Source organism: Thermorhabdus hydrogeniformans, from assembly GCF_049310025.1.
GTDB lineage: Bacteria > Bacillota > Thermosediminibacteria > Thermosediminibacterales > Tepidanaerobacteraceae > JBJYKD01.
Genome location: NZ_JBJYKD010000036.1, coordinates 1 through 17,980, shown reverse-complemented (window position 1 = coordinate 17,980; position 17,980 = coordinate 1). Strand labels below are relative to the sequence as shown.

Annotated in this window: 23 protein-coding genes; all 23 read left to right on the top strand. The window is 50.3% G+C overall.

Annotated elements, in window-relative coordinates; translation table 11 throughout:
• The first annotated feature begins 5 nt into the window (after positions 1-5).
• The gene (locus tag ACKX14_RS13770) at positions 6-659 is read left to right on the top strand and encodes an adenylate kinase (protein WP_422448612.1); all 654 of its coding nucleotides are present in this window, start codon (positions 6-8) and stop codon (positions 657-659) included.
• Entirely contained in the window at positions 656-1,402 is a 747-nt protein-coding gene (map, locus tag ACKX14_RS13765) for a type I methionyl aminopeptidase (RefSeq protein ID WP_422448610.1), read from the top strand. The genes ACKX14_RS13770 and map overlap by 4 nt, the downstream gene beginning before the upstream one ends.
• Positions 1,403-1,414: 12 nt before the next feature.
• Complete coding sequence (locus ACKX14_RS13760; RefSeq protein ID WP_422448608.1) at positions 1,415-1,714, top strand: RNA-binding protein; 300 nt, start codon at positions 1,415-1,417, stop codon at positions 1,712-1,714.
• A gap of 18 nt (positions 1,715-1,732) precedes the next feature.
• Entirely contained in the window at positions 1,733-1,951 is a 219-nt protein-coding gene (infA, locus tag ACKX14_RS13755; protein ID WP_422448606.1) for a translation initiation factor IF-1, read from the top strand.
• Between the two features lie 24 nt (positions 1,952-1,975).
• Entirely contained in the window at positions 1,976-2,089 is a 114-nt protein-coding gene (gene rpmJ / locus ACKX14_RS13750; RefSeq protein WP_213975298.1) for a 50S ribosomal protein L36, read from the top strand.
• Between the two features lie 15 nt (positions 2,090-2,104).
• Positions 2,105-2,476 (top strand): 30S ribosomal protein S13, encoded by a 372-nt coding sequence (gene rpsM / locus ACKX14_RS13745; RefSeq protein WP_422448603.1) that lies wholly within the window; start codon positions 2,105-2,107, stop codon positions 2,474-2,476.
• 21 nt (positions 2,477-2,497) lie between these two features.
• The gene (rpsK, locus tag ACKX14_RS13740; RefSeq protein WP_422448601.1) at positions 2,498-2,881 is read left to right on the top strand and encodes a 30S ribosomal protein S11; all 384 of its coding nucleotides are present in this window, start codon (positions 2,498-2,500) and stop codon (positions 2,879-2,881) included.
• A 22-nt stretch (positions 2,882-2,903) separates the two neighbouring features.
• On the top strand, positions 2,904-3,530 hold the full coding sequence (gene rpsD, locus ACKX14_RS13735) for a 30S ribosomal protein S4 (protein WP_422448599.1): 627 nt from the start codon (positions 2,904-2,906) through the stop codon (positions 3,528-3,530).
• A gap of 44 nt (positions 3,531-3,574) precedes the next feature.
• Positions 3,575-4,522: a DNA-directed RNA polymerase subunit alpha gene (locus ACKX14_RS13730; RefSeq protein WP_422448597.1), complete on the top strand. Its 948-nt coding sequence runs from the start codon at positions 3,575-3,577 to the stop codon at positions 4,520-4,522.
• Between the two features lie 13 nt (positions 4,523-4,535).
• Positions 4,536-4,868, top strand: coding sequence for a 50S ribosomal protein L17 (rplQ, locus tag ACKX14_RS13725; protein ID WP_422448654.1), 333 nt, complete (start codon positions 4,536-4,538; stop codon positions 4,866-4,868).
• A gap of 33 nt (positions 4,869-4,901) precedes the next feature.
• Positions 4,902-5,732, top strand: a complete 831-nt coding sequence (locus ACKX14_RS13720; RefSeq protein ID WP_422448595.1) for an energy-coupling factor transporter ATPase — start codon at positions 4,902-4,904, stop codon at positions 5,730-5,732.
• The gene (locus tag ACKX14_RS13715) at positions 5,717-6,580 is read left to right on the top strand and encodes an energy-coupling factor transporter ATPase (protein ID WP_422448593.1); all 864 of its coding nucleotides are present in this window, start codon (positions 5,717-5,719) and stop codon (positions 6,578-6,580) included. The genes ACKX14_RS13720 and ACKX14_RS13715 overlap by 16 nt, the downstream gene beginning before the upstream one ends.
• On the top strand, positions 6,573-7,370 hold the full coding sequence (locus ACKX14_RS13710; protein ID WP_422448591.1) for an energy-coupling factor transporter transmembrane component T family protein: 798 nt from the start codon (positions 6,573-6,575) through the stop codon (positions 7,368-7,370). The genes ACKX14_RS13715 and ACKX14_RS13710 overlap by 8 nt, the downstream gene beginning before the upstream one ends.
• 9 nt (positions 7,371-7,379) lie before the next feature.
• A complete protein-coding gene (gene truA, locus ACKX14_RS13705; RefSeq protein ID WP_422448589.1) occupies positions 7,380-8,111 on the top strand; it encodes a tRNA pseudouridine(38-40) synthase TruA in 732 nt (243 codons plus the stop codon).
• A 61-nt stretch (positions 8,112-8,172) separates the two neighbouring features.
• The gene (gene rplM / locus ACKX14_RS13700) at positions 8,173-8,607 is read left to right on the top strand and encodes a 50S ribosomal protein L13 (RefSeq protein ID WP_422448587.1); all 435 of its coding nucleotides are present in this window, start codon (positions 8,173-8,175) and stop codon (positions 8,605-8,607) included.
• 17 nt (positions 8,608-8,624) lie between these two features.
• The gene (gene rpsI, locus ACKX14_RS13695) at positions 8,625-9,014 is read left to right on the top strand and encodes a 30S ribosomal protein S9 (RefSeq protein ID WP_422448586.1); all 390 of its coding nucleotides are present in this window, start codon (positions 8,625-8,627) and stop codon (positions 9,012-9,014) included.
• A 190-nt stretch (positions 9,015-9,204) separates the two neighbouring features.
• Complete coding sequence (gene trxB, locus ACKX14_RS13690) at positions 9,205-10,119, top strand: thioredoxin-disulfide reductase (RefSeq protein ID WP_422448584.1); 915 nt, start codon at positions 9,205-9,207, stop codon at positions 10,117-10,119.
• Positions 10,120-10,235: 116 nt separating this feature from the next.
• Positions 10,236-11,411 (top strand): M20 family metallopeptidase, encoded by a 1,176-nt coding sequence (locus tag ACKX14_RS13685; RefSeq protein ID WP_422448582.1) that lies wholly within the window; start codon positions 10,236-10,238, stop codon positions 11,409-11,411.
• Positions 11,412-11,623: 212 nt separating this feature from the next.
• On the top strand, positions 11,624-12,589 hold the full coding sequence (gene argF, locus ACKX14_RS13680) for an ornithine carbamoyltransferase (protein WP_422448580.1): 966 nt from the start codon (positions 11,624-11,626) through the stop codon (positions 12,587-12,589).
• 59 nt (positions 12,590-12,648) lie between these two features.
• Positions 12,649-13,860, top strand: coding sequence for an argininosuccinate synthase (locus ACKX14_RS13675; RefSeq protein ID WP_422448578.1), 1,212 nt, complete (start codon positions 12,649-12,651; stop codon positions 13,858-13,860).
• A gap of 24 nt (positions 13,861-13,884) precedes the next feature.
• Positions 13,885-15,198, top strand: a complete 1,314-nt coding sequence (gene argH / locus ACKX14_RS13670; protein ID WP_422448576.1) for an argininosuccinate lyase — start codon at positions 13,885-13,887, stop codon at positions 15,196-15,198.
• A 336-nt stretch (positions 15,199-15,534) separates the two neighbouring features.
• On the top strand, positions 15,535-16,011 hold the full coding sequence (gene greA / locus ACKX14_RS13665) for a transcription elongation factor GreA (RefSeq protein WP_422448574.1): 477 nt from the start codon (positions 15,535-15,537) through the stop codon (positions 16,009-16,011).
• 18 nt (positions 16,012-16,029) lie between these two features.
• The gene (lysS, locus tag ACKX14_RS13660; protein WP_422448572.1) at positions 16,030-17,505 is read left to right on the top strand and encodes a lysine--tRNA ligase; all 1,476 of its coding nucleotides are present in this window, start codon (positions 16,030-16,032) and stop codon (positions 17,503-17,505) included.
• Positions 17,506-17,980 lie beyond the last annotated feature (475 nt).

Sequence of the window (17,980 nt, the reverse complement as noted above, 5' to 3'; positions counted from 1 at the left end):
TCAAAGTGCGCATTATCATGCTGGGGCCTCCGGGAGCCGGCAAGGGGACCCAGGCCGTCAAAATCGCGGAGAAGCTGAATATTCCTCCGATTTCTACCGGCGAAATTTTTAGAAAAGCGATAAACGATGAGACTCCCCTGGGCAAAAAGGCAAAAGAATATATGGATAAGGGGCTTCTGGTGCCCGACGAAATAGTTGTGGGTATAGTAAAAGAGAGACTCAAACAGCCGGATTGCCTCAGAGGATTTGTACTGGACGGGTTCCCCAGGACCATCCCGCAGGCTGTGAGTCTGGATGAATTTTTGGAGGATCAGGGCCTGCGCCTGGATGCGGTTTTAAACATCACTGTTCCCGGAGACGAGCTTATAGAGAGGTTTACGGGCAGGCGGGTCTGCAGCTCGTGCGGGGCCACTTACCATGTAAAATACAGCCCTCCCGGGACACAGGGCATATGCGATAAATGCGGAGGAAAGCTCATCACCAGGCCCGATGACAAAATAGATACCGTAAGGAACCGTCTCCGGGTTTACGAGAGCGAGACGGCGCCTTTAATAGATTATTACAGGCGGGCGAAATTATTGATAGACATAGACGGGGCAAGACCGATTGACGCGGTGTTTAAGGATATTATGAACCGGCTAAGAGGCGAAGAGCCATGATAATTTTAAAATCCCGGAGAGAAATCGATCTTATGCAGGAAGCCGGAAGGATAGTGGCTCTGGCCCTCGAGGAGATAGAAAAAAATATCAGGCCGGGGATTACCACCGGAGAACTGGATAAGATTGCAGAAGAATTTATACTGAGCCACGGCGCGGTGCCGGCTTTTAAGGGTTACCGGGGATTCCCCGCTTCCATCTGCACTTCGATCAATGAAGAGGTAGTACATGGCATACCTGGATTAAGAACCCTTAAAGATGGTGATATTATAAGTATAGATATCGGGGCGGTGGTCGACGGTTATTACGGCGATGCCGCCAGGACCTATCCCGTAGGAAAGGTTGCCCCTGAGGCCATGCGGCTGATAGAGGTCACCAGGGAAAGCTTTTTTGCCGGTATCGCTTTTGCAAAGCCCGGCTACAGACTTTCGGACATATCCCATGCCATCCAGACCTATGTGGAGAGCAGGAATTTTTCCGTGGTAAGGGATTATGTGGGCCACGGGATAGGGCAGAAAATGCATGAGGACCCCCAGATACCCAATTACGGCCCGCCCCACAAGGGGCCGAGACTTAAAGCCGGGATGACCTTTGCCATTGAGCCGATGGTAAACGCCGGGGATTATGAAGTTTATACGCTGGAAAACCGATGGACGGTGGTTACAAAAGATGGAAGCTTATCCGCTCATTACGAAAATACCATCGCCATTACCGAAGGCGAACCCCGGATACTGACTATGATTTAGGTAGGTGTTTGTATGCCGGAACTTAAGTTGGGGCAATTGGTTTTGTCCTGTGCCGGTCGTGATAAGGGACGGTTCATGCTGGTCATAAAAATACTGGACTCACAGTACGTCTACGTGGCGGACGGTGTTTTGCGAAGGGTGGAAAATCCCAAGAAGAAAAAAATAAAACACCTCAAGATATTGAACAAGAGAGCGGGCTTCATAGCCGAAAAAATCGAAAACAATAAAAAGATATACAATGAGGAAATAAGAAGGGCCCTGGAAGAACTGGTGGATTTAAATTTAAAAGATGAGGAATCCAGCCAGGTGTGAGGAGGCGTATGCGACCTTATGTCTAAGGAAGACGTTATTGAGGTTGAGGGCACCGTTATCGAACCTCTCCCCAATGCCATGTTTCGGGTGGAATTAAAAAACGGTCATAAGATACTGGCTCACGTTTCCGGGAAAATACGCATGAATTATATAAGGATTCTACCCGGGGACAGGGTTACCGTGGAACTTTCTCCTTATGATCTTACCCGAGGCCGCATCATATACCGCTTTAAGTAGAAATTTCAAAAGGAGGAAACGCCCATGAAGGTCAGACCCTCGGTGAAGAAAATCTGCGAAAAGTGCAAGATAATAAAGCGCAGGGGCAGGGTTATGGTTATCTGTGAAAATCCAAAGCATAAACAAAAACAGGGTTAAAAGGAGGTGTGAAAAATGGCAAGAATTGCCGGCGTAGATTTGCCGAGAGAAAAGCGTGTAGAAATTGCACTCACTTATATATACGGAATCGGCAGGAGCAGGGCCAACGAAATACTGAAGCAGGCGGAGGTAAACCCCGACACACGGGTGAAGGATTTGACCGAGAGAGAAATTACCAAGCTCAGGGATATAATTGAGAAGAATTACAAGGTGGAAGGCGACCTGCGCAGGGAGGTGGCGCTCAATATAAAGAGACTTATAGAAATAGGCTGCTACAGAGGAATTCGCCACCGCAAGGGGTTGCCCGTCCGCGGGCAAAGGACCCGCACCAATGCCAGGACCAGAAAAGGTCCCGCCAAGACCGTGGGCGTAAGGCGCAGCAAATAATATAATTGGAGGTGAACGTAATTGGCAAAAACTGTCAAGAAACGCAAGGATAAACGGCGCGTTGAAAAGGGTGCCGCGCACATACACTCGACTTTTAACAACACCATTGTCACCATAACCGATGAGGCCGGTCGGCCAATCACATGGGCCAGCGCCGGTACGGTGGGATTCAAAGGTTCCCGGAAGGGGACGCCTTTTGCCGCTCAGATGGCGGCCGAATCGGCGGCCAAACAGGCTCTTGAGTATGGCATGAGATCCGTGGAAGTGTACGTCAAAGGTCCCGGAGCAGGCCGTGAGGCTGCCATCAGGTCTCTGCAGGCGGCGGGCCTGGAAGTCAATATGATTAAGGATGTGACACCGATTCCGCATAACGGGTGCCGCCCGCCGAAGAGAAGACGCGTATAAATTACAGGAGGTGTAGAGTTTAATGGCAAGATATACAGGTCCGGTTTGCCGGCTGTGCCGCAGAGAGGGCATGAAGCTGTACCTGAAAGGGGACCGCTGCTATTCCCCCAAGTGCGCCATCGACAGGAGGGGTTATGCCCCGGGCCAGCACGGCCAGATGAAGAGAAAGCTTTCCGAGTACGGGATACAGCTGAGGGAAAAACAGAAAGCCAGGAGAATCTACGGCGTCCTGGAGAGACAGTTCAAGAATTATTATGAAAAGGCCATGAAGCAAAAGGGTGTAACCGGTGAGAACCTGCTGAGGTTGCTGGAAACCCGCCTTGACAACGTGGTGTACCGCATGGGATTTGCCTCGTCGAGGCCCCAGGCCCGCCAGCTGGTGAGGTACGGGCACGTGGAGGTTAACGGCAAGAGAGTCACGATTCCATCCTATCAGGTAAAGGAGAAGGACATCGTTTCCATCAGGGAAAAGAGCAGAAGCCTTCCGTTTTTCAAGGAGATATCCGAAGCGGGGGCCTCTAAAGTCGTGCCCGGCTGGCTGTCGGTGAATTTCGACACCCTCACCGGCGAAGTGGTGAGCCTGCCAAAGCGTGAAGACATCGATGTGCCCATCCAGGAACACCTTATAGTGGAGCTATACTCCAAGTAATCAGCCCTCATAAAAAACTTTGATTAAGGAGGGTAATACATTAGATGATAGAAATTGAAAAGCCGAGGATTGAGTTGGTAGAAACGAGTGCGGATAATACCTACGGCAAGATAGTGTTGGAACCGCTGGAAAGAGGCTACGGCACAACCCTTGGCAACTCGCTGCGTCGAGTACTTTTGTCTTCTCTGCCGGGAGCGGCTGTCACTTCAATAAAAATCGAAGGGGTGCAGCACGAGTTTTCCACGATTCCGGGGGTGGTGGAAGATACCACCGAGATCATCCTGAATATAAAAGGCCTTGCCATACTTATGCACGGCGACGAGCCCAAACTTCTCCGGATCGAGGCTCAGGGCGAAGGCGAGGTAAAGGCGAAAGACATCATAGCCGACGCCGATGTGGAGATCGCAAACCCGGACCATCACATAGCCACCCTTGAAAAAGACGGCAAACTTTTCATGGAACTAACTCTGGAGAAAGGGAAGGGCTTTGTGCCATCGGAAAGAAACAAAAAGCCGGGTCAGCCCATAGGCGTCATTGCTATTGACTCCATTTTCACACCCGTATACAAGGTAAATTACAGCGTGGAGCATACCAGAGTAGGCCAGAGGACTGACTACGACAAGCTCACCCTGGAGGTATGGACAAACGGTACCATAAAGCCCGACGACGCCGTAAGCGCCGCGGCTAAAATCCTGATAGAACATTTCAACCTGTTCGTGGAATTGACCAACCAGGTGAGGAGCGTTGAGATCCCCATCGAAAAGGACAAGGACGACAGGGAAAAAATCCTGGAGATGCCCATTGAGGAACTGGATTTATCGGTGAGGTCCTACAACTGCTTGAAACGCGCCGGAATAAACACCATACAGGAATTGATCCAGAAGACTCCGGAAGAGATGATGAAGGTCAGGAATCTTGGCAAAAAGTCCCTCGAAGAGGTGGAAGAAAAGCTCGCGGCATTTAATCTCTCACTGAGACAATCGGAGGAGTAAGGAGGTCGAGATGATGAGGAAACTGGGCAGACCAAGCGGTCACAGGAAGATGATGTTAAAGAACCTTGTAACTTCGCTTTTAAAACACGGCAGGATAATTACCACCGAGACCCGGGCAAAAGAAGTTCGCCGGATAACCGAAAAGATGATAACCCTGGCCAAGCAGAACGATCTGTCGGCCAGAAGGATGGTCCTGGCTGAAGTACTGGACGAAACAACCGTAAAAAACCTTTTTGACAAAATCGCCCCTAAATACCAGGAGAGAAACGGCGGATATGTCAGGATCGTAAAAATCGGCCCCCGGCGGGGAGACTCTTCTCCCATGGTGGTAGTGGAACTGGTATAGCTTTTGGGATCATTTTGTAAAGGGGGCGGTAGCATGGCCGCCGAAATTATAGCACAGAACGTCTACTACAAATATGCCCACGGCAAGGATCTGGCGCTTAAGGGAATAAATTTAAAGATAGACAGGGGAGAATTTGTGGCCATTATCGGCCCCAACGGGTCCGGAAAATCCACCCTCGCCAAACTTTTCAACGGCCTTTTTCTGCCCACAGAAGGCGATGTGTATGTGGGCGGGATGAACACCAAAAATACGGAACACATATGGAAAGTGAGACAGAAGGCCGGCATGGTGTTTCAGAATCCCGACAACCAGATAGTGGCCACGGTGGTGGAAGAGGATGTGGCCTTCGGGCCGGAAAACCTCGGCCTGCCGCCGGCCGAAATAAGGAGGCGGGTGAAAGAGGCTCTGGAGATCGTCGAACTTTCCGAGTTCGCCGGCAAAGCCCCCCACCTTTTGTCAGGGGGCCAGAAACAGCGCGTGGCCATCGCCGGCATTATTGCCATGAGGCCGGATTGCATTATTCTGGACGAACCCACCGCCATGCTGGACCCCGTGGGGAGGAAAGAGGTTATCAGCACCATTAAAAAGTTGAATAAAGAAGAAGGAAAGACGGTTGTGCTGATTACACATTTCATGGATGAAGCGGTGCAGGCCGACAGGGTTATAGTAATGGAAAAAGGTCGTATTGCGCTGGAAGGGAGCCCGAGGGAAATCTTTTCAAAAGTGGATAGACTGAAAAATATCGGCCTTGATGTACCCCAGGTGACGGAGCTTGCTCACCGGTTGATAGCGGAAGGCGTGAAAGTGAGACCGGATATATTAACGATTGAGGAAATGGTGGATTGTTTATGTCAATTATTGTAAAAAACCTCACACATGTCTATATGCCCAACACACCTTTTGAATCTGTGGCTTTACAGGATATAAACTGGGTCATAGAGGACGGCGAATTCTGGGGGCTAATCGGCCATACGGGCTCGGGCAAATCCACGCTCATTCAGCACTTGAACGGCCTTTTGAAACCCACGGTGGGCGAGATAATCGTTGACGGCGTCAACATCCACAGCAAAGGTGTGAACTTAAAACAGATAAGGCAGAAGGTGGGCCTGGTCTTCCAGTACCCCGAGCACCAGCTGTTTGAAGAAACCGTGGAAAAGGATGTGGCTTTCGGTCCGAAGAATATGGGGCTTGCCGATGAAGAGATTGACAGAAGGGTGAAAGAAGCCCTGGAACTGGTGGGCCTCCCTTACAAAGAAATAAAGGACAAATCTCCCTTTGAGCTGAGCGGAGGCCAGATGCGCAGAGTGGCCATAGCCGGTGTGCTGGCCATGAAGCCCGAAGTGCTTATCCTGGACGAACCCACGGCGGGCCTGGACCCCAGAGGAAGGGACGAGATCCTGGGGGAAATAGTAGCTCTCAGGAAACGGAAAGACATTACGGTTATCCTCGTCTCTCACAGCATGGAGGATATCGCCAGGCTGGTGGATAAAATTGCTGTGATGCACAAAGGGAAAATGGTAAACTGCGGTCCCGCCAGGGAAATGTTCAGAGATTACAGGGGCCTGACTTCCATAGGCCTGGGGGTGCCCCAGATTACCGAACTGATGCAGAAACTGAGAGAGAGAGGCAAAAACGTGTCGGCGGATGTGCTGACGGTGGAAGAGGCCACGGATGAAATACTGAGGGCGATGAGGAGGAAGGCCCATGCGTGAGATAACCATAGGACAGTATATACCGGGTGATTCTGCGGTGCACCGTCTGGACCCCCGCACCAAGATTATCATAACCCTGGTGTATATGATCCTTTTGTTTGTACTGGATAACTTTCAAGGTTACATCTTTCCCCTTGCCTTTATCCTTCTGTCTTCGATTCTGTCCGGAATATCCCTCAGATACATGATGAGGGGCCTGAGGCCGCTGATCCTGATAATTGTCCTCACTTTTGCTCTCAATACCTTTATGATAAAGGGGCGGGTGATTTACGAGCTGGGGCCGCTGGACGTTACCTATGAAGGCCTCACCCAGGGGGCCTTTATGGCCATCAGGCTGATATTGCTTATTGTGGGCACTTCACTCCTGACGCTTACCACTTCCCCCATCTCGCTCACCGACGGCATTGAAAAGCTGCTCTCGCCTTTCAGGCGTCTGGGAGTTCCGGCCCACGAACTGGCCATGATGATGACCATAGCCCTGCGATTTATACCGACTCTGCTGGAGGAAACCGATAAGATAATGAAGGCGCAGATGGCCCGGGGAGCGGACTTTGAGAGCGGCAATATTGTAAACCGCGCCAAAAACCTGGTACCGCTGCTGGTGCCGCTGTTTATAAGCGCCTTCAGGAGGGCCGACGACCTGGCCATGGCCATGGAAGCCCGCTGCTACCGCGGAGGGGAAAACAGGACCAGGATGAAGGACCTCAAAATGACGGCTCTGGACCTGGCCGGTTACATTGTCTTCGGAATTATCGCAGTGGGGAGCGTAGCCAGCCGGTTTATATGGTAGGTGTGTGAAATGAATGTGAGGATACTGCTGGAATACGACGGCACGAATTATCACGGATGGCAGCGGCAGAAAAACGCCCCATCTGTCCAGGAAGTGCTGGAAAGGGCCATATCCGCCGTCACGGGCGAAAAAATACGCGTCATCGGGGCGGGCAGAACAGACGCCGGGGTTCACGCCCTGGGGCAGGTGGCCAATTTCAGAACTGACACCCGTATCCCCGTCGAAAAGCTGCCCTACGCCATAAACAGCCGGCTGCCCGAAGATATCGCGGTGAAAGGCGCAGAGATTGTGCCCGATGATTTTCACGCAAGGTTTTCCGCGCGGGGAAAGGTCTACACCTACACCATATATAATGCCCCTTTTCCCTCGCCGTTATTTAGAAATTACAGCTACTTTTTCCCCCTGTCCCTTGACATTGAGGCCATGCAAGAAGCGGCGGCTCACTTCGTCGGGGAACACGATTTTAAGGCGTTCAGAGCCACCGGCAGCCCGGTGAAATCCACTGTGCGCCGGGTAAGACGTTTCGAGATCCGCAAAGACCGGAATTTAATAACCATGGAAGTTGAGGCCGACGGGTTTTTATACAACATGGTGAGGATTATGGCAGGCACGCTGCTGGAGGTGGGCCTTCACAAAATGGAGCCTTACGAAATAGCGTCGGTCCTGGAGTCGGGCGACAGGACCCGGGCAGGCAGGACACTTCCACCTCAGGGGCTGTGCCTTGTAAAAGTGGTATACTAGCCGGGCTTGACACAAAAATGCCCGTATAATAAAATATTTCTAGTTTCAAGGAGGGAAACGAATGAGCACATTTATGGCAAAAAAGGAAGAAATAAAGCGTGACTGGTACGTAATAGATGCCGCGGATAAACCGCTGGGGAGACTTGCCGCCAAAGTCGCTTCCATATTAAAGGGCAAACACAAACCCATATACACTCCCCATGTGGACACCGGGGACCACGTGATTATCGTAAACGCCGACAAAGTAGTGCTTACCGGAAAAAAGCTGGATAAAAAGATTTATTATCGCCACACCATGTATCCCGGGGGAATAAAGGCCGAGACTTACAGGAGTTTCCTCAAGAGAAGCCCCGAGAAGGCCGTTTACAAAGCGATATGGGGCATGCTGCCTCACAACTCTCTCGGCCGCAGGATGATAAAGAAACTGAAAATCTACAGCGGACCGCAGCACCCCCATGAGGCTCAGCAGCCAAAACCGCTGTCCCTAGACCTGTAGGAGAAAGGAGGAAGGCAATGAAACAGGGAGTTCTGGCCACAGGCAGGAGAAAAACATCGGTTGCGAAAGTATGGCTTGTCCCCGGAACCGGTAAAATCGTGATCAACCGCAGGCCGCTGGAAGAGTATTTCGGGCTTGAAACCCTCAGGGTAGACGTAAAGAGACCTCTGCAAGTGACAAATACATTGGGAAAATTTGACGTTATAGCCAGCGTAAAGGGAGGCGGCTTTACCGGCCAGGCTGGCGCCGTGCGCCACGGCATCGCCCGGGCCCTGCTCAAGATCGACAGTGAATTAAAGCCCCTGCTCAAAAAAGAGGGCTTTTTAACAAGGGATCCGCGTATGACGGAAAGAAAAAAGTACGGCCTCAAAAAAGCCCGCCGGGCTCCGCAGTTCTCCAAGAGGTAAAAGAAGGACCGAGTCCTTCTTTTTTTATTTTATTCAAAACCTCCTGTTGCAGCTGTGGGGCGGCAGGTCAGTATATTCTGCCATTGCTTCGGGTTTTTTTGAAAAGGGTTCCGATTGAATTTTTAATATTGATGGACGGCGGTAAAATGGTAAAATTAATAATAATACTATCAAGACGGAGGGATTTGAATTGGTTTACGATGTTGCCATCATAGGGGCGGGGCCGGCCGGGCTTTCGGCCGGAATTTATGCGGCCAGGGCCAGGCTTTCAACGGTGATTATTGAAAAGATGTACCCCGGCGGGCAGGCGGCCATAACCGACCGCATAGAGAATTATCCCGGCTTTGCGGAAGGCGTCGGCGGCTCGGAGCTTACCGACAGCATGAAGGCCCAGGCCGAGAAGTTTGGGGCGCAATTTTTGAACGGCGATGTGAAAAAGGTTGAAAAGGCCGGTTCAAATTTTGCGGCGCACCTCAGCGGGGAGATCGTCGAAGCCAAAAGCGTCATCCTGGCCATGGGCGCACAGCCCAGGAAACTGGAGGCAAGGGGCGAAAAGGAATACACCGGCCGGGGCGTCTCCTACTGCGCCACCTGTGACGGCGCCTTTTACATGGAAAAACCCGTTATGGTGGTGGGAGGCGGTGACACCGCCATCGAGGAAGCCCTGTATTTGACTCGGTTTGCCAGCAGCGTCCAGGTTGTACACCGCCGGGATCAATTGAGGGCCACCAAGATACTGCAGGAAAGGGCTTTTAAAAACGATAAAATCAAATTCATATGGGATTCGGTGGTCCGGGAAATAAAAGGTCAGGATACCGTCGAAGAAGTCGTGCTGAAAAACGTGAAAACGGGCGAAGAGAGTTCGGTCTTTGTAAACGGCGTCTTTGTGGCCATCGGGTGGCTGCCAAACACCTCCATTGTCAAAGACCTGGTCAAATTGGACCGGGACGGTTATGTGGTCACCGACGAGAATATGGGAACCGGCATCCCGGGCCTCTTTGCAGCGGGGGATATCAGGCAGAAATCCCTGAGACAGGTGGTGACGGCGGTGGCCGACGGCGCCATAGCTGCGGTGCAGGCGGAAAGATACATTGAGAGCATGTAAGGGGCTTTAGTATTTTACTATTTATAGACCTTGCCTTCCTGTGGATTTTTACTCATCCTGAGGCGGGATGGTGAGGTCTTTTTTCTATACCGCATAACTGTAAGGGGGCTTTTATTATGGAAGAACTCAAAAAGAAAGTTGTATCTTTTATCGACGGCATTAAACAAGAGATTTTTGAGGTGGCCGACGAGATCCATAGAAATCCGGAGCTGGGAAATCGGGAATTCAAGGCGTCAAAGCTGCTAAAAGAGAAAATAGGGGCTCGCGGCTTTTCTGTAAGTGAAATTGAAGACCTGCCAACGGGCTTTCTGGCCCTGAAAAAGGGTCCAAAACCGGGACCCAGGATAGCCTTTCTGGCGGAATATGACGCTCTCCCGGAGATAGGTCATGCCTGCGGCCACAACATCATCGCCGCCGCAAGTTTCGGAGCCGCGGCGGCCCTGGGGGCGCTGGGTGAAGAACTTTCCGGCGAGGTAATGCTGGTGGGCTCGCCAGCAGAAGAGACCGACGGTGCCAAAGTGTTGCTGGTAGAAAAAGGCATTTTCAAAGGTGTGGATGCCGCCATGATGGTCCACCCCGGGAACAGGACTACCGTATACGCCACATCCCTCGCCATGGAGGCCCTGGAGTTCACATACACGGGTAAAGCCGCCCATGCCGCCGCCGCGCCCCACATGGGGGTAAATGCCCTGGACGCGATTATACTTCTGTTCAACGGCATCAACGCCTTGAGGCAGCAGTTGAAATCCGATGTGAGAATTCACGGCATAATTACCGAAGGGGGCCGTGCTCCCAATATTATCCCGGACAGGGCGGTGGCCCGCTTTTATGTGAGGGCGAAGGAGAAAGACCACATGCTCCAGGTAAAGGAGAAAGTCATAGCCTGCGCCAGGGCGGCGGAGCTGGCGACCGGGGCCAGCCTTTCTTACAGGAATTTCGAATTCGGCTTCGACAACCTCATAACCAACAGGACTATGGCGGAAGCGTTTAAACAGAATTTAAAGCAACTGGGATATCTTGAAATAAGCGATGAAGAAGAGGGCATCGGTTCAACGGACATGGGAAATGTCAGCCAGGCGGTGCCGTCCATCCATCCTCACATCGCAATAGCGAAGAGGGATGTGGCGCTCCATTCCATAGAATTTTGCGAGGCCGCAGGCTCGGAGAGAGGGAAGGAAGCGGCCGTGCTCTCCGCCAAGGCCCTGGCAATGACCGCCATAGACCTGTTACAAAAGCCGGAATTATTAAAAAAGGTAAAAGACGAGTTTGATGCGAACGTAAAAAAACACTGATGAGCATTATGTACCGGCTGCAAATTGCAACCCTGCAACGGGGTTGCTTTTTTATTTTTCAAATTTTTCCTGCCGCCGCAAAGACAAAAAAAACCTAGAAGTTCAGATAATCAAGAAATGTATTCAGCAAAAAATCATGAAATATTTAATTACCCTATTGAATATTTATACATAATAGTGTATAATTATTAAAAATCTCCGGAGGGGTCACGATGAACATTACACCTTATATAAAGCCCGAGGCCAGCAGCTTAAAGGGCAAAGACCTGCTGAGCATTTATCATCTATCCAGAGAAGAAATAGAAGAAATTTTAAAAACCGCAGAGACTTTAAAAACCATGCACAGCCTGGGCGCCGACTACAGGCCGCTGAAGGGCAAGACCCTCGGTATGATTTTTCAAAAATCGTCCACCAGGACAAGAGTATCCTTCGAAGTGGCCATGTGGCAGCTGGGGGGCTATGCGCTTTTTTTGAGCAGCGGCGACATGCAGCTGGGCAGAGGGGAAACCATTCCCGACACCGCAAGGGTTCTCTCCCGCTACCTGGACGGAATTATGATAAGGGCTTACAGCCATAAAGATGTGGAGATACTGGCGGAATACGCCGATATCCCGGTGATAAACGGCCTCACCGACTACTCTCACCCCTGCCAGGTGCTGGCGGATTTGTTTACCATATATGAGAAGAAGAAAAAACTTTCGGGTCTGAAACTCGCATTTATCGGCGACGGGCGGTACAATATGGCCAATTCCCTGCTCTTCGGATGCTCCAAAGTGGGTATGGACATAGCCGTCGCCTCGCCGGCGGGCTACCAGCCCGATGAAGAAGTGGTAAAGAAGGCCGAAGTGGACGCCCGGTTTAACGGTTCCAAAATTATCATTACCGAGGATGTTTACGAAGCCGCAAAGGATGCCGACATCCTCTATACCGACGTCTGGACCAGCATGGGTCAGGAAGAGGAACAGGAAGCCAGAATGAAGGCCTTTTCGGGCTACCAGGTGAATGTAGGGCTGCTGGAGGTGGCGGCGGAAGGAGTCATGGTCATGCACTGCCTGCCGGCTCACAGGGGTGAGGAAATCACCCACGAGGTGCTGGAGGGCCCTCACTCGGTGGTCTTCGACCAAGCCGAAAACCGCCTGCACGTCCAGAAGGCCATTTTAACCCTGATAATGGGTTGATTCCGGTGCTGAAAGTCATTTTTTATCATATTATGAAACCGTAAAAGGGAGAGGATAAAATGAAGAAAATTGTCCTGGCGTATTCCGGTGGCCTCGACACATCGGTGGCCATCAGGTGGCTTAAAGAAAAGTACGACAGCGAGGTAATCGCCCTCTGCGTGGATGTGGGCGAGGGAAAAGACCTGGAATTTGTAAAAAGAAAGGCCGAAAAAATAGGCGCCATAAAGTCATATATGGTGGATGCCCGGGAGGAATTCTTAAAGGAATATGCTTTCCCCGCGTTAAAAGCCAACGCGCTGTACGAAGGGGTTTACCCTTTGAGTTCCGCACTGTCAAGGCCGCTTATATCCAAACTTCTGGTGGATGTGGCCAGAAAGGAGGGAGCCTTTGCGGTGGCCCATGGCTGCACGGGCAAGGGCAACGACCAGGTGAGGTTTGACGTTTCGGTGACGGCCCTGGCCCCGGAATTGCAGATAATAGCCCCGGTGCGGGAATGGCCCATGTCCCGGGAGGAGGAGATAGACTATGCGGCGAAGAACGACATTCCAGTACCCATAGGAAAAGATAACCCCTTCAGCATCGATCAGAACCTTTGGGGACGCAGCATCGAGTGCGGGGTGCTGGAGGACCCCTGGGTGGAGCCTCCCGAGGAGGCTTTTGAATGGACCGTTTCACCGGACAGGGCACCGAACACCCCCACGTATGTGGAGATTACTTTTGAAAAAGGCGTTCCGGTAGCTCTGGATGGCAAACAGATGCCACCTGTGGAACTGGTGGAAACGCTGAATAAAATCGCGGGCCGGAACGGCTTTGGACGCATAGACCATGTGGAAAATCGTTTAGTAGGCATAAAATCCAGGGAAAACTATGAATGCCCGGCTTCACTGCTGCTCATAAAGGCCCACCAGGACCTGGAACACCTGACCCTGACCAAAGACGTGCTTCACTTCAAATACAGCATAGAACAGAAATACGCGGAACTTATTTATGACGGACTGTGGTTTTCTCCCCTCAAAGACGCCCTGGACGCCTTTATAGACAAGACCCAGGAAGTGGTGAACGGCACCGTAAGGGTAAAACTCTTCAAGGGCAGCGCCAAAGTGGTGGGGAGAAAGTCGCCCAATTCCCTTTACAGCCTCAACCTTGCCACTTACGCCCAGGATGTTGAAGATATGTTCGACCATGATTCCGCCAGAGGTTTCATTACCCTCTGGGGGTTGCCCACAAAAGTAAATGCCATGGTCAATAAAATATCAAACAACCCTCAATAGAAGGTCTTTACGGGGGTGGTGATCATGAGCAAAAAACTCTGGGGTGGCCGCTTTGAAAAAGATACCGATAAAACGGTGGAAAAATTCACCTCTTCGATAGATTTTGACAAAAAGCTATACAAACAGGACATCATAGGAAGTATAGCCCATGCCAGAATGCTGGCAAAAACCGGTATCATCTCAAAAGAAGAAGCGGCTATAATCATCAAGGGCCTGCTGGAGATAAAAATAGAAATAGAAGAAGGCAGTTTTAACTTCACTCCCTGGCTTGAAGACATTCACATGCACATAGAAAACCGCCTTTTTGAAAAAATTGGGCCCGTGGCGGGAAAGCTGCACACAGCCCGGAGCCGTAACGATCAGGTGGCCCTTGACATGCACCTTTACGTAAAAGAAAGCATAAACCGCATAATAAAGCTTCTCGAGAGACTGGGCGGCGTTTTGTGGGATCTGGCGACAGTGCACAGGGAAACCGTGATGCCGGGTTACACTCACCTGCAGAAAGCCCAGCCGTTGACCCTGGCTCATCACCTCAAAGCATATTATTACATGATCCAGAGAGATAAGGAGAGGTTTTCGTCGGCCATGAAAGGGGCGGACATCATGCCCCTCGGCGCCTGCGCCCTGGCCGGCACCACACTGCCCATAGACATGGAATACACAAGGGAGTTGCTGGGATTCTCAAAGATTTATGAAAACACCGTAGACGCTGTGAGCGACCGGGATTTCGTGATGGAATTCATGGCCTGCTGCAGCATACTGATGGTCCATCTTTCCAGGCTGGCGGAAGAACTTATACTGTGGAACACTTCGGAGTTCGACTTCATAGAACTGGACGACGCCTTTGCCACCGGCAGCAGCATCATGCCCCAGAAGAAAAATCCGGACGTGCTGGAACTTATCAGGGGTAAGGCCGGAAGGGTTTTTGGCAATCTCATGTCCATGCTGACGGTAATGAAAGGCCTGCCGCTGGCCTACAACAGGGATATGCAGGAGGACAAGGAAGCACTTTTCGACACCGCCGAAACGGTGACCGCCTGCCTTTCGGTGCTGCCTCCGCTTTTGTCTTCAATGAAGGTCAAAAAAGAGAACATGGCAAAGTCCCTAGAGGAAAGCTACGCAGGAGCCACAGACTACGCGGAATACCTGGTGCAAAAAGGCATGCCCTTCAGGAAGGCCCATGAGGTGGTGGGCAAAATGGTATCTTACTGCATAAAAAAGAAAAAGAAATTAAAGGAATTATCCATCATCGAGCTCAAAAATTTCTCGGAGCTTTTTGAGGAAGATGCAAAAAACATAACCGACATCGAAGGAGTGAAAAAGAGAAAAATACTGTAAAACCGCTGATTTCAGCGGTTTTTTTAATTTGAGGCACATATGCTTTTGAGCACATATACCGTAATTAATTGGGTATTTTAACGGTTGGCCCGGCCCTTTAATCCGGAAGGCAAATATAAGAAAATTCTTGACAGAACGGGATTGCTGAATTATAATATCTAAGAAGTATAAGGTGAAAGAAGGTCAAGCACTGATGGGAAACCATTAGTGCTTGTTCTAAATTTTACGGCTCATGTCCGGTAATTACCTGAATAAACCGCAGGTTCCGAGCATATATTAGGAACATGCAATTTTGAAAGGCTAATATTTGATTAACTATAAGAGGGGAGAAAATAAATGACTAAAAAAGAAGTTGTTCTTACCCAGGAAGGTCTCAAAAAACTGGAGGAGGAGCTGGAATACCTAAAATCGGTAAAACGCCGGGAGGTTGCGGCACGGATAAAACAGGCCATTGACTTTGGCGACATCAGCGAAAACTCCGAATACGACGAGGCCAAAAACGAACAGGCCTTTATAGAAGGCAGAATTGCCGCCCTGGAAGAAAAACTCAGGAATGTGAAATTGATAGATGATGTGGATATTTCCACCGAAACAGTGGGTATAGGTTCAAAAATAAAGGTTAAAGATCTGGACAGCGGAGACATCTTTGAATATACCCTGGTGGGTTCCGCCGAAGCCAACCCCCTGGAATTTAAGATTTCAAACGAGTCGCCGGTGGGTGCGGCTCTCATGGGGGCAAAGAAAGGTTCTGTGGTGGAGGTTAACGTCCCGGCGGGAGTTATTCGATATGAAATACTTGACATAATGAAATAATGATCTGGAGGGTTTTTGATGGAAAATTTTCAGAGCGATATCAACGAAATAATGAGAGTGCGGTTGCAAAAACTGGATGAGATAAGATCCATGGGCATTAATCCCTACGGGCAGAAATACAATTACACGCACCATTCGCAGCAAATCAAGGACAATTTTGAACAGCTGGAAGAACAGAATGTAAATATAGCCGGGAGAATCATGGCCATAAGGGGTCATGGCAAAGCGGCTTTTTTTGATGTTCAGGACGATAAGGGCAGGATACAGGTTTACATTAAAAAGGACAACGTGGACGAAAAGACCTTCGAACTCTTCAAAAAACTCGATATAGGTGACATTGTCGGCATTGAAGGAAAGGTGTTTAAAACCCATAAAGGCGAGATATCGGTTTCGGCGGAAAATCTGACCCTCCTGGCAAAATCCCTGCGGCCCCTGCCGGAGAAATGGCACGGGTTGAAGGATGTGGACACCCGCTACCGTCAAAGATACGTGGACCTCATTGTAAACCCGGAGGTCAAAAAGACCTTCATGCTCCGCAGCAAGATAATAAAAACCATGAGAGACTATCTTGATGAACGGGGGTTCATCGAAGTGGAAACCCCGGTAATGTCTCCTCTGGCCGGAGGTGCCGCCGCCAGGCCTTTTATTACTCACCACAACGCCCTGGATATCGACCTTTACCTGAGGATTGCCACCGAGCTTTACTTAAAAAGGCTTATAGTCGGTGGATTTGAAAAGGTGTATGAGATAGGAAAGGATTTCAGGAACGAAGGCATATCCGTAAAGCACAACCCGGAATTCACCATGATGGAACTATACCAGGCTTATGCAGATTACCATGACATGATGAAACTCACGGAAGATATGATTTCCCATATCGCCTTAAATGTTCTGGGCACCACCAGGGTCGTGTACCAGGGCGAGGAGATAGACCTCACACCGCCATGGGAGCGCATGACAATGTTGGAGGCGGTAAAACGGTACACGGGGATAGATTTTGACCTGGTTGAAAGTGACGAAGAGGCAAGAAAGATTGCCGGAGATTTACATATAGAAGAATTGGGAGAGAACGACACAAAAGGCAAGATATTAAATCTCATATTTGAAGAAAAAGTGGAGCAGCATCTCGTGCAGCCCACTTTCATCATGGATTATCCCATCGAGATATCGCCTTTGGCCAAGAAAAAAGAGGACAACCCTGCCTTCACTTACCGCTTTGAAGCCTTTATCACCCGCCGGGAAATGGCCAACGCCTTTTCGGAACTGAACGACCCTATAGACCAGAGGGAAAGGTTCCTGCAACAGCTAAGAGAAAGGGAAGCGGGTGATGAAGAAGCACACGTATTTGACGAAGATTTTATAAACGCTCTGGAATACGGCATGCCCCCCACCGGGGGACTGGGCATAGGAATCGACCGCCTGGTCATGCTCCTGACCGACTCATATTCCATCCGGGATGTCATACTCTTCCCCACCATGAGACCCAAGGCATAGAAATCAATATATCATAGAAATCAATATATACAGAATACGGCCTGGCGTGAAGTCTCCCTGCTTCAAAATCCGGTCAAAAAGCTGAAGCAGAGGGAAGAATCGTGAAGAATGCGGCTTTAAAACCACGGATAACGCGAATAACTCACGGATAAAGTCGATAAATGACGATAAAGGGATTTGAAAACGCGGCAGGAGATATGGTATATTACAGGAGCGGTCACGAGGAGGCCGTGGAGAGCGGCCGAAGGCTGGAGTCGACATCACAAAAATGACGCAAGATATTGACAAGAAGCTAAATACGTGATAAGATAAATAACTGTGACGCGCAAAGCACCTAGAAAACTGAACAGTGTCACGCCTGAGAGTTTCAACATGAGAGAGTAAGGACCGAAAGGTTCGAAGGCGAAGGAAAGCCGGATGTAAAGCTCGAAAGAGCGCGAAATAAGCGAGAACATGAGAGTTTGATCCTGGCTCA

What these genes read in the sequence shown, in the direction of transcription:
- ACKX14_RS13675 (WP_422448578.1), top strand. Translation starts at nt 12,649, where the DNA reads ATGAAGAAAATTGTCCTGGCGTATTCCGGTGGCCTCGACACATCGGTG.
- argH (WP_422448576.1), top strand. Translation starts at nt 13,885, where the DNA reads ATGAGCAAAAAACTCTGGGGTGGCCGCTTTGAAAAAGATACCGATAAA.
- greA (WP_422448574.1), top strand. Translation starts at nt 15,535, where the DNA reads ATGACTAAAAAAGAAGTTGTTCTTACCCAGGAAGGTCTCAAAAAACTG.
- rplQ (WP_422448654.1), top strand. Translation starts at nt 4,536, where the DNA reads ATGAGGAAACTGGGCAGACCAAGCGGTCACAGGAAGATGATGTTAAAG.
- rplM (WP_422448587.1), top strand. Translation starts at nt 8,173, where the DNA reads ATGAGCACATTTATGGCAAAAAAGGAAGAAATAAAGCGTGACTGGTAC.
- infA (WP_422448606.1), top strand. Translation starts at nt 1,733, where the DNA reads ATGTCTAAGGAAGACGTTATTGAGGTTGAGGGCACCGTTATCGAACCT.
- ACKX14_RS13720 (WP_422448595.1), top strand. Translation starts at nt 4,902, where the DNA reads ATGGCCGCCGAAATTATAGCACAGAACGTCTACTACAAATATGCCCAC.
- ACKX14_RS13760 (WP_422448608.1), top strand. Translation starts at nt 1,415, where the DNA reads ATGCCGGAACTTAAGTTGGGGCAATTGGTTTTGTCCTGTGCCGGTCGT.
- rpsM (WP_422448603.1), top strand. Translation starts at nt 2,105, where the DNA reads ATGGCAAGAATTGCCGGCGTAGATTTGCCGAGAGAAAAGCGTGTAGAA.
- lysS (WP_422448572.1), top strand. Translation starts at nt 16,030, where the DNA reads ATGGAAAATTTTCAGAGCGATATCAACGAAATAATGAGAGTGCGGTTG.
- ACKX14_RS13710 (WP_422448591.1), top strand. Translation starts at nt 6,573, where the DNA reads ATGCGTGAGATAACCATAGGACAGTATATACCGGGTGATTCTGCGGTG.
- ACKX14_RS13715 (WP_422448593.1), top strand. Translation starts at nt 5,717, where the DNA reads ATGTCAATTATTGTAAAAAACCTCACACATGTCTATATGCCCAACACA.
- argF (WP_422448580.1), top strand. Translation starts at nt 11,624, where the DNA reads ATGAACATTACACCTTATATAAAGCCCGAGGCCAGCAGCTTAAAGGGC.
- rpsD (WP_422448599.1), top strand. Translation starts at nt 2,904, where the DNA reads ATGGCAAGATATACAGGTCCGGTTTGCCGGCTGTGCCGCAGAGAGGGC.
- ACKX14_RS13685 (WP_422448582.1), top strand. Translation starts at nt 10,236, where the DNA reads ATGGAAGAACTCAAAAAGAAAGTTGTATCTTTTATCGACGGCATTAAA.
- map (WP_422448610.1), top strand. Translation starts at nt 656, where the DNA reads ATGATAATTTTAAAATCCCGGAGAGAAATCGATCTTATGCAGGAAGCC.
- truA (WP_422448589.1), top strand. Translation starts at nt 7,380, where the DNA reads ATGAATGTGAGGATACTGCTGGAATACGACGGCACGAATTATCACGGA.
- rpmJ (WP_213975298.1), top strand. Translation starts at nt 1,976, where the DNA reads ATGAAGGTCAGACCCTCGGTGAAGAAAATCTGCGAAAAGTGCAAGATA.
- ACKX14_RS13730 (WP_422448597.1), top strand. Translation starts at nt 3,575, where the DNA reads ATGATAGAAATTGAAAAGCCGAGGATTGAGTTGGTAGAAACGAGTGCG.
- rpsI (WP_422448586.1), top strand. Translation starts at nt 8,625, where the DNA reads ATGAAACAGGGAGTTCTGGCCACAGGCAGGAGAAAAACATCGGTTGCG.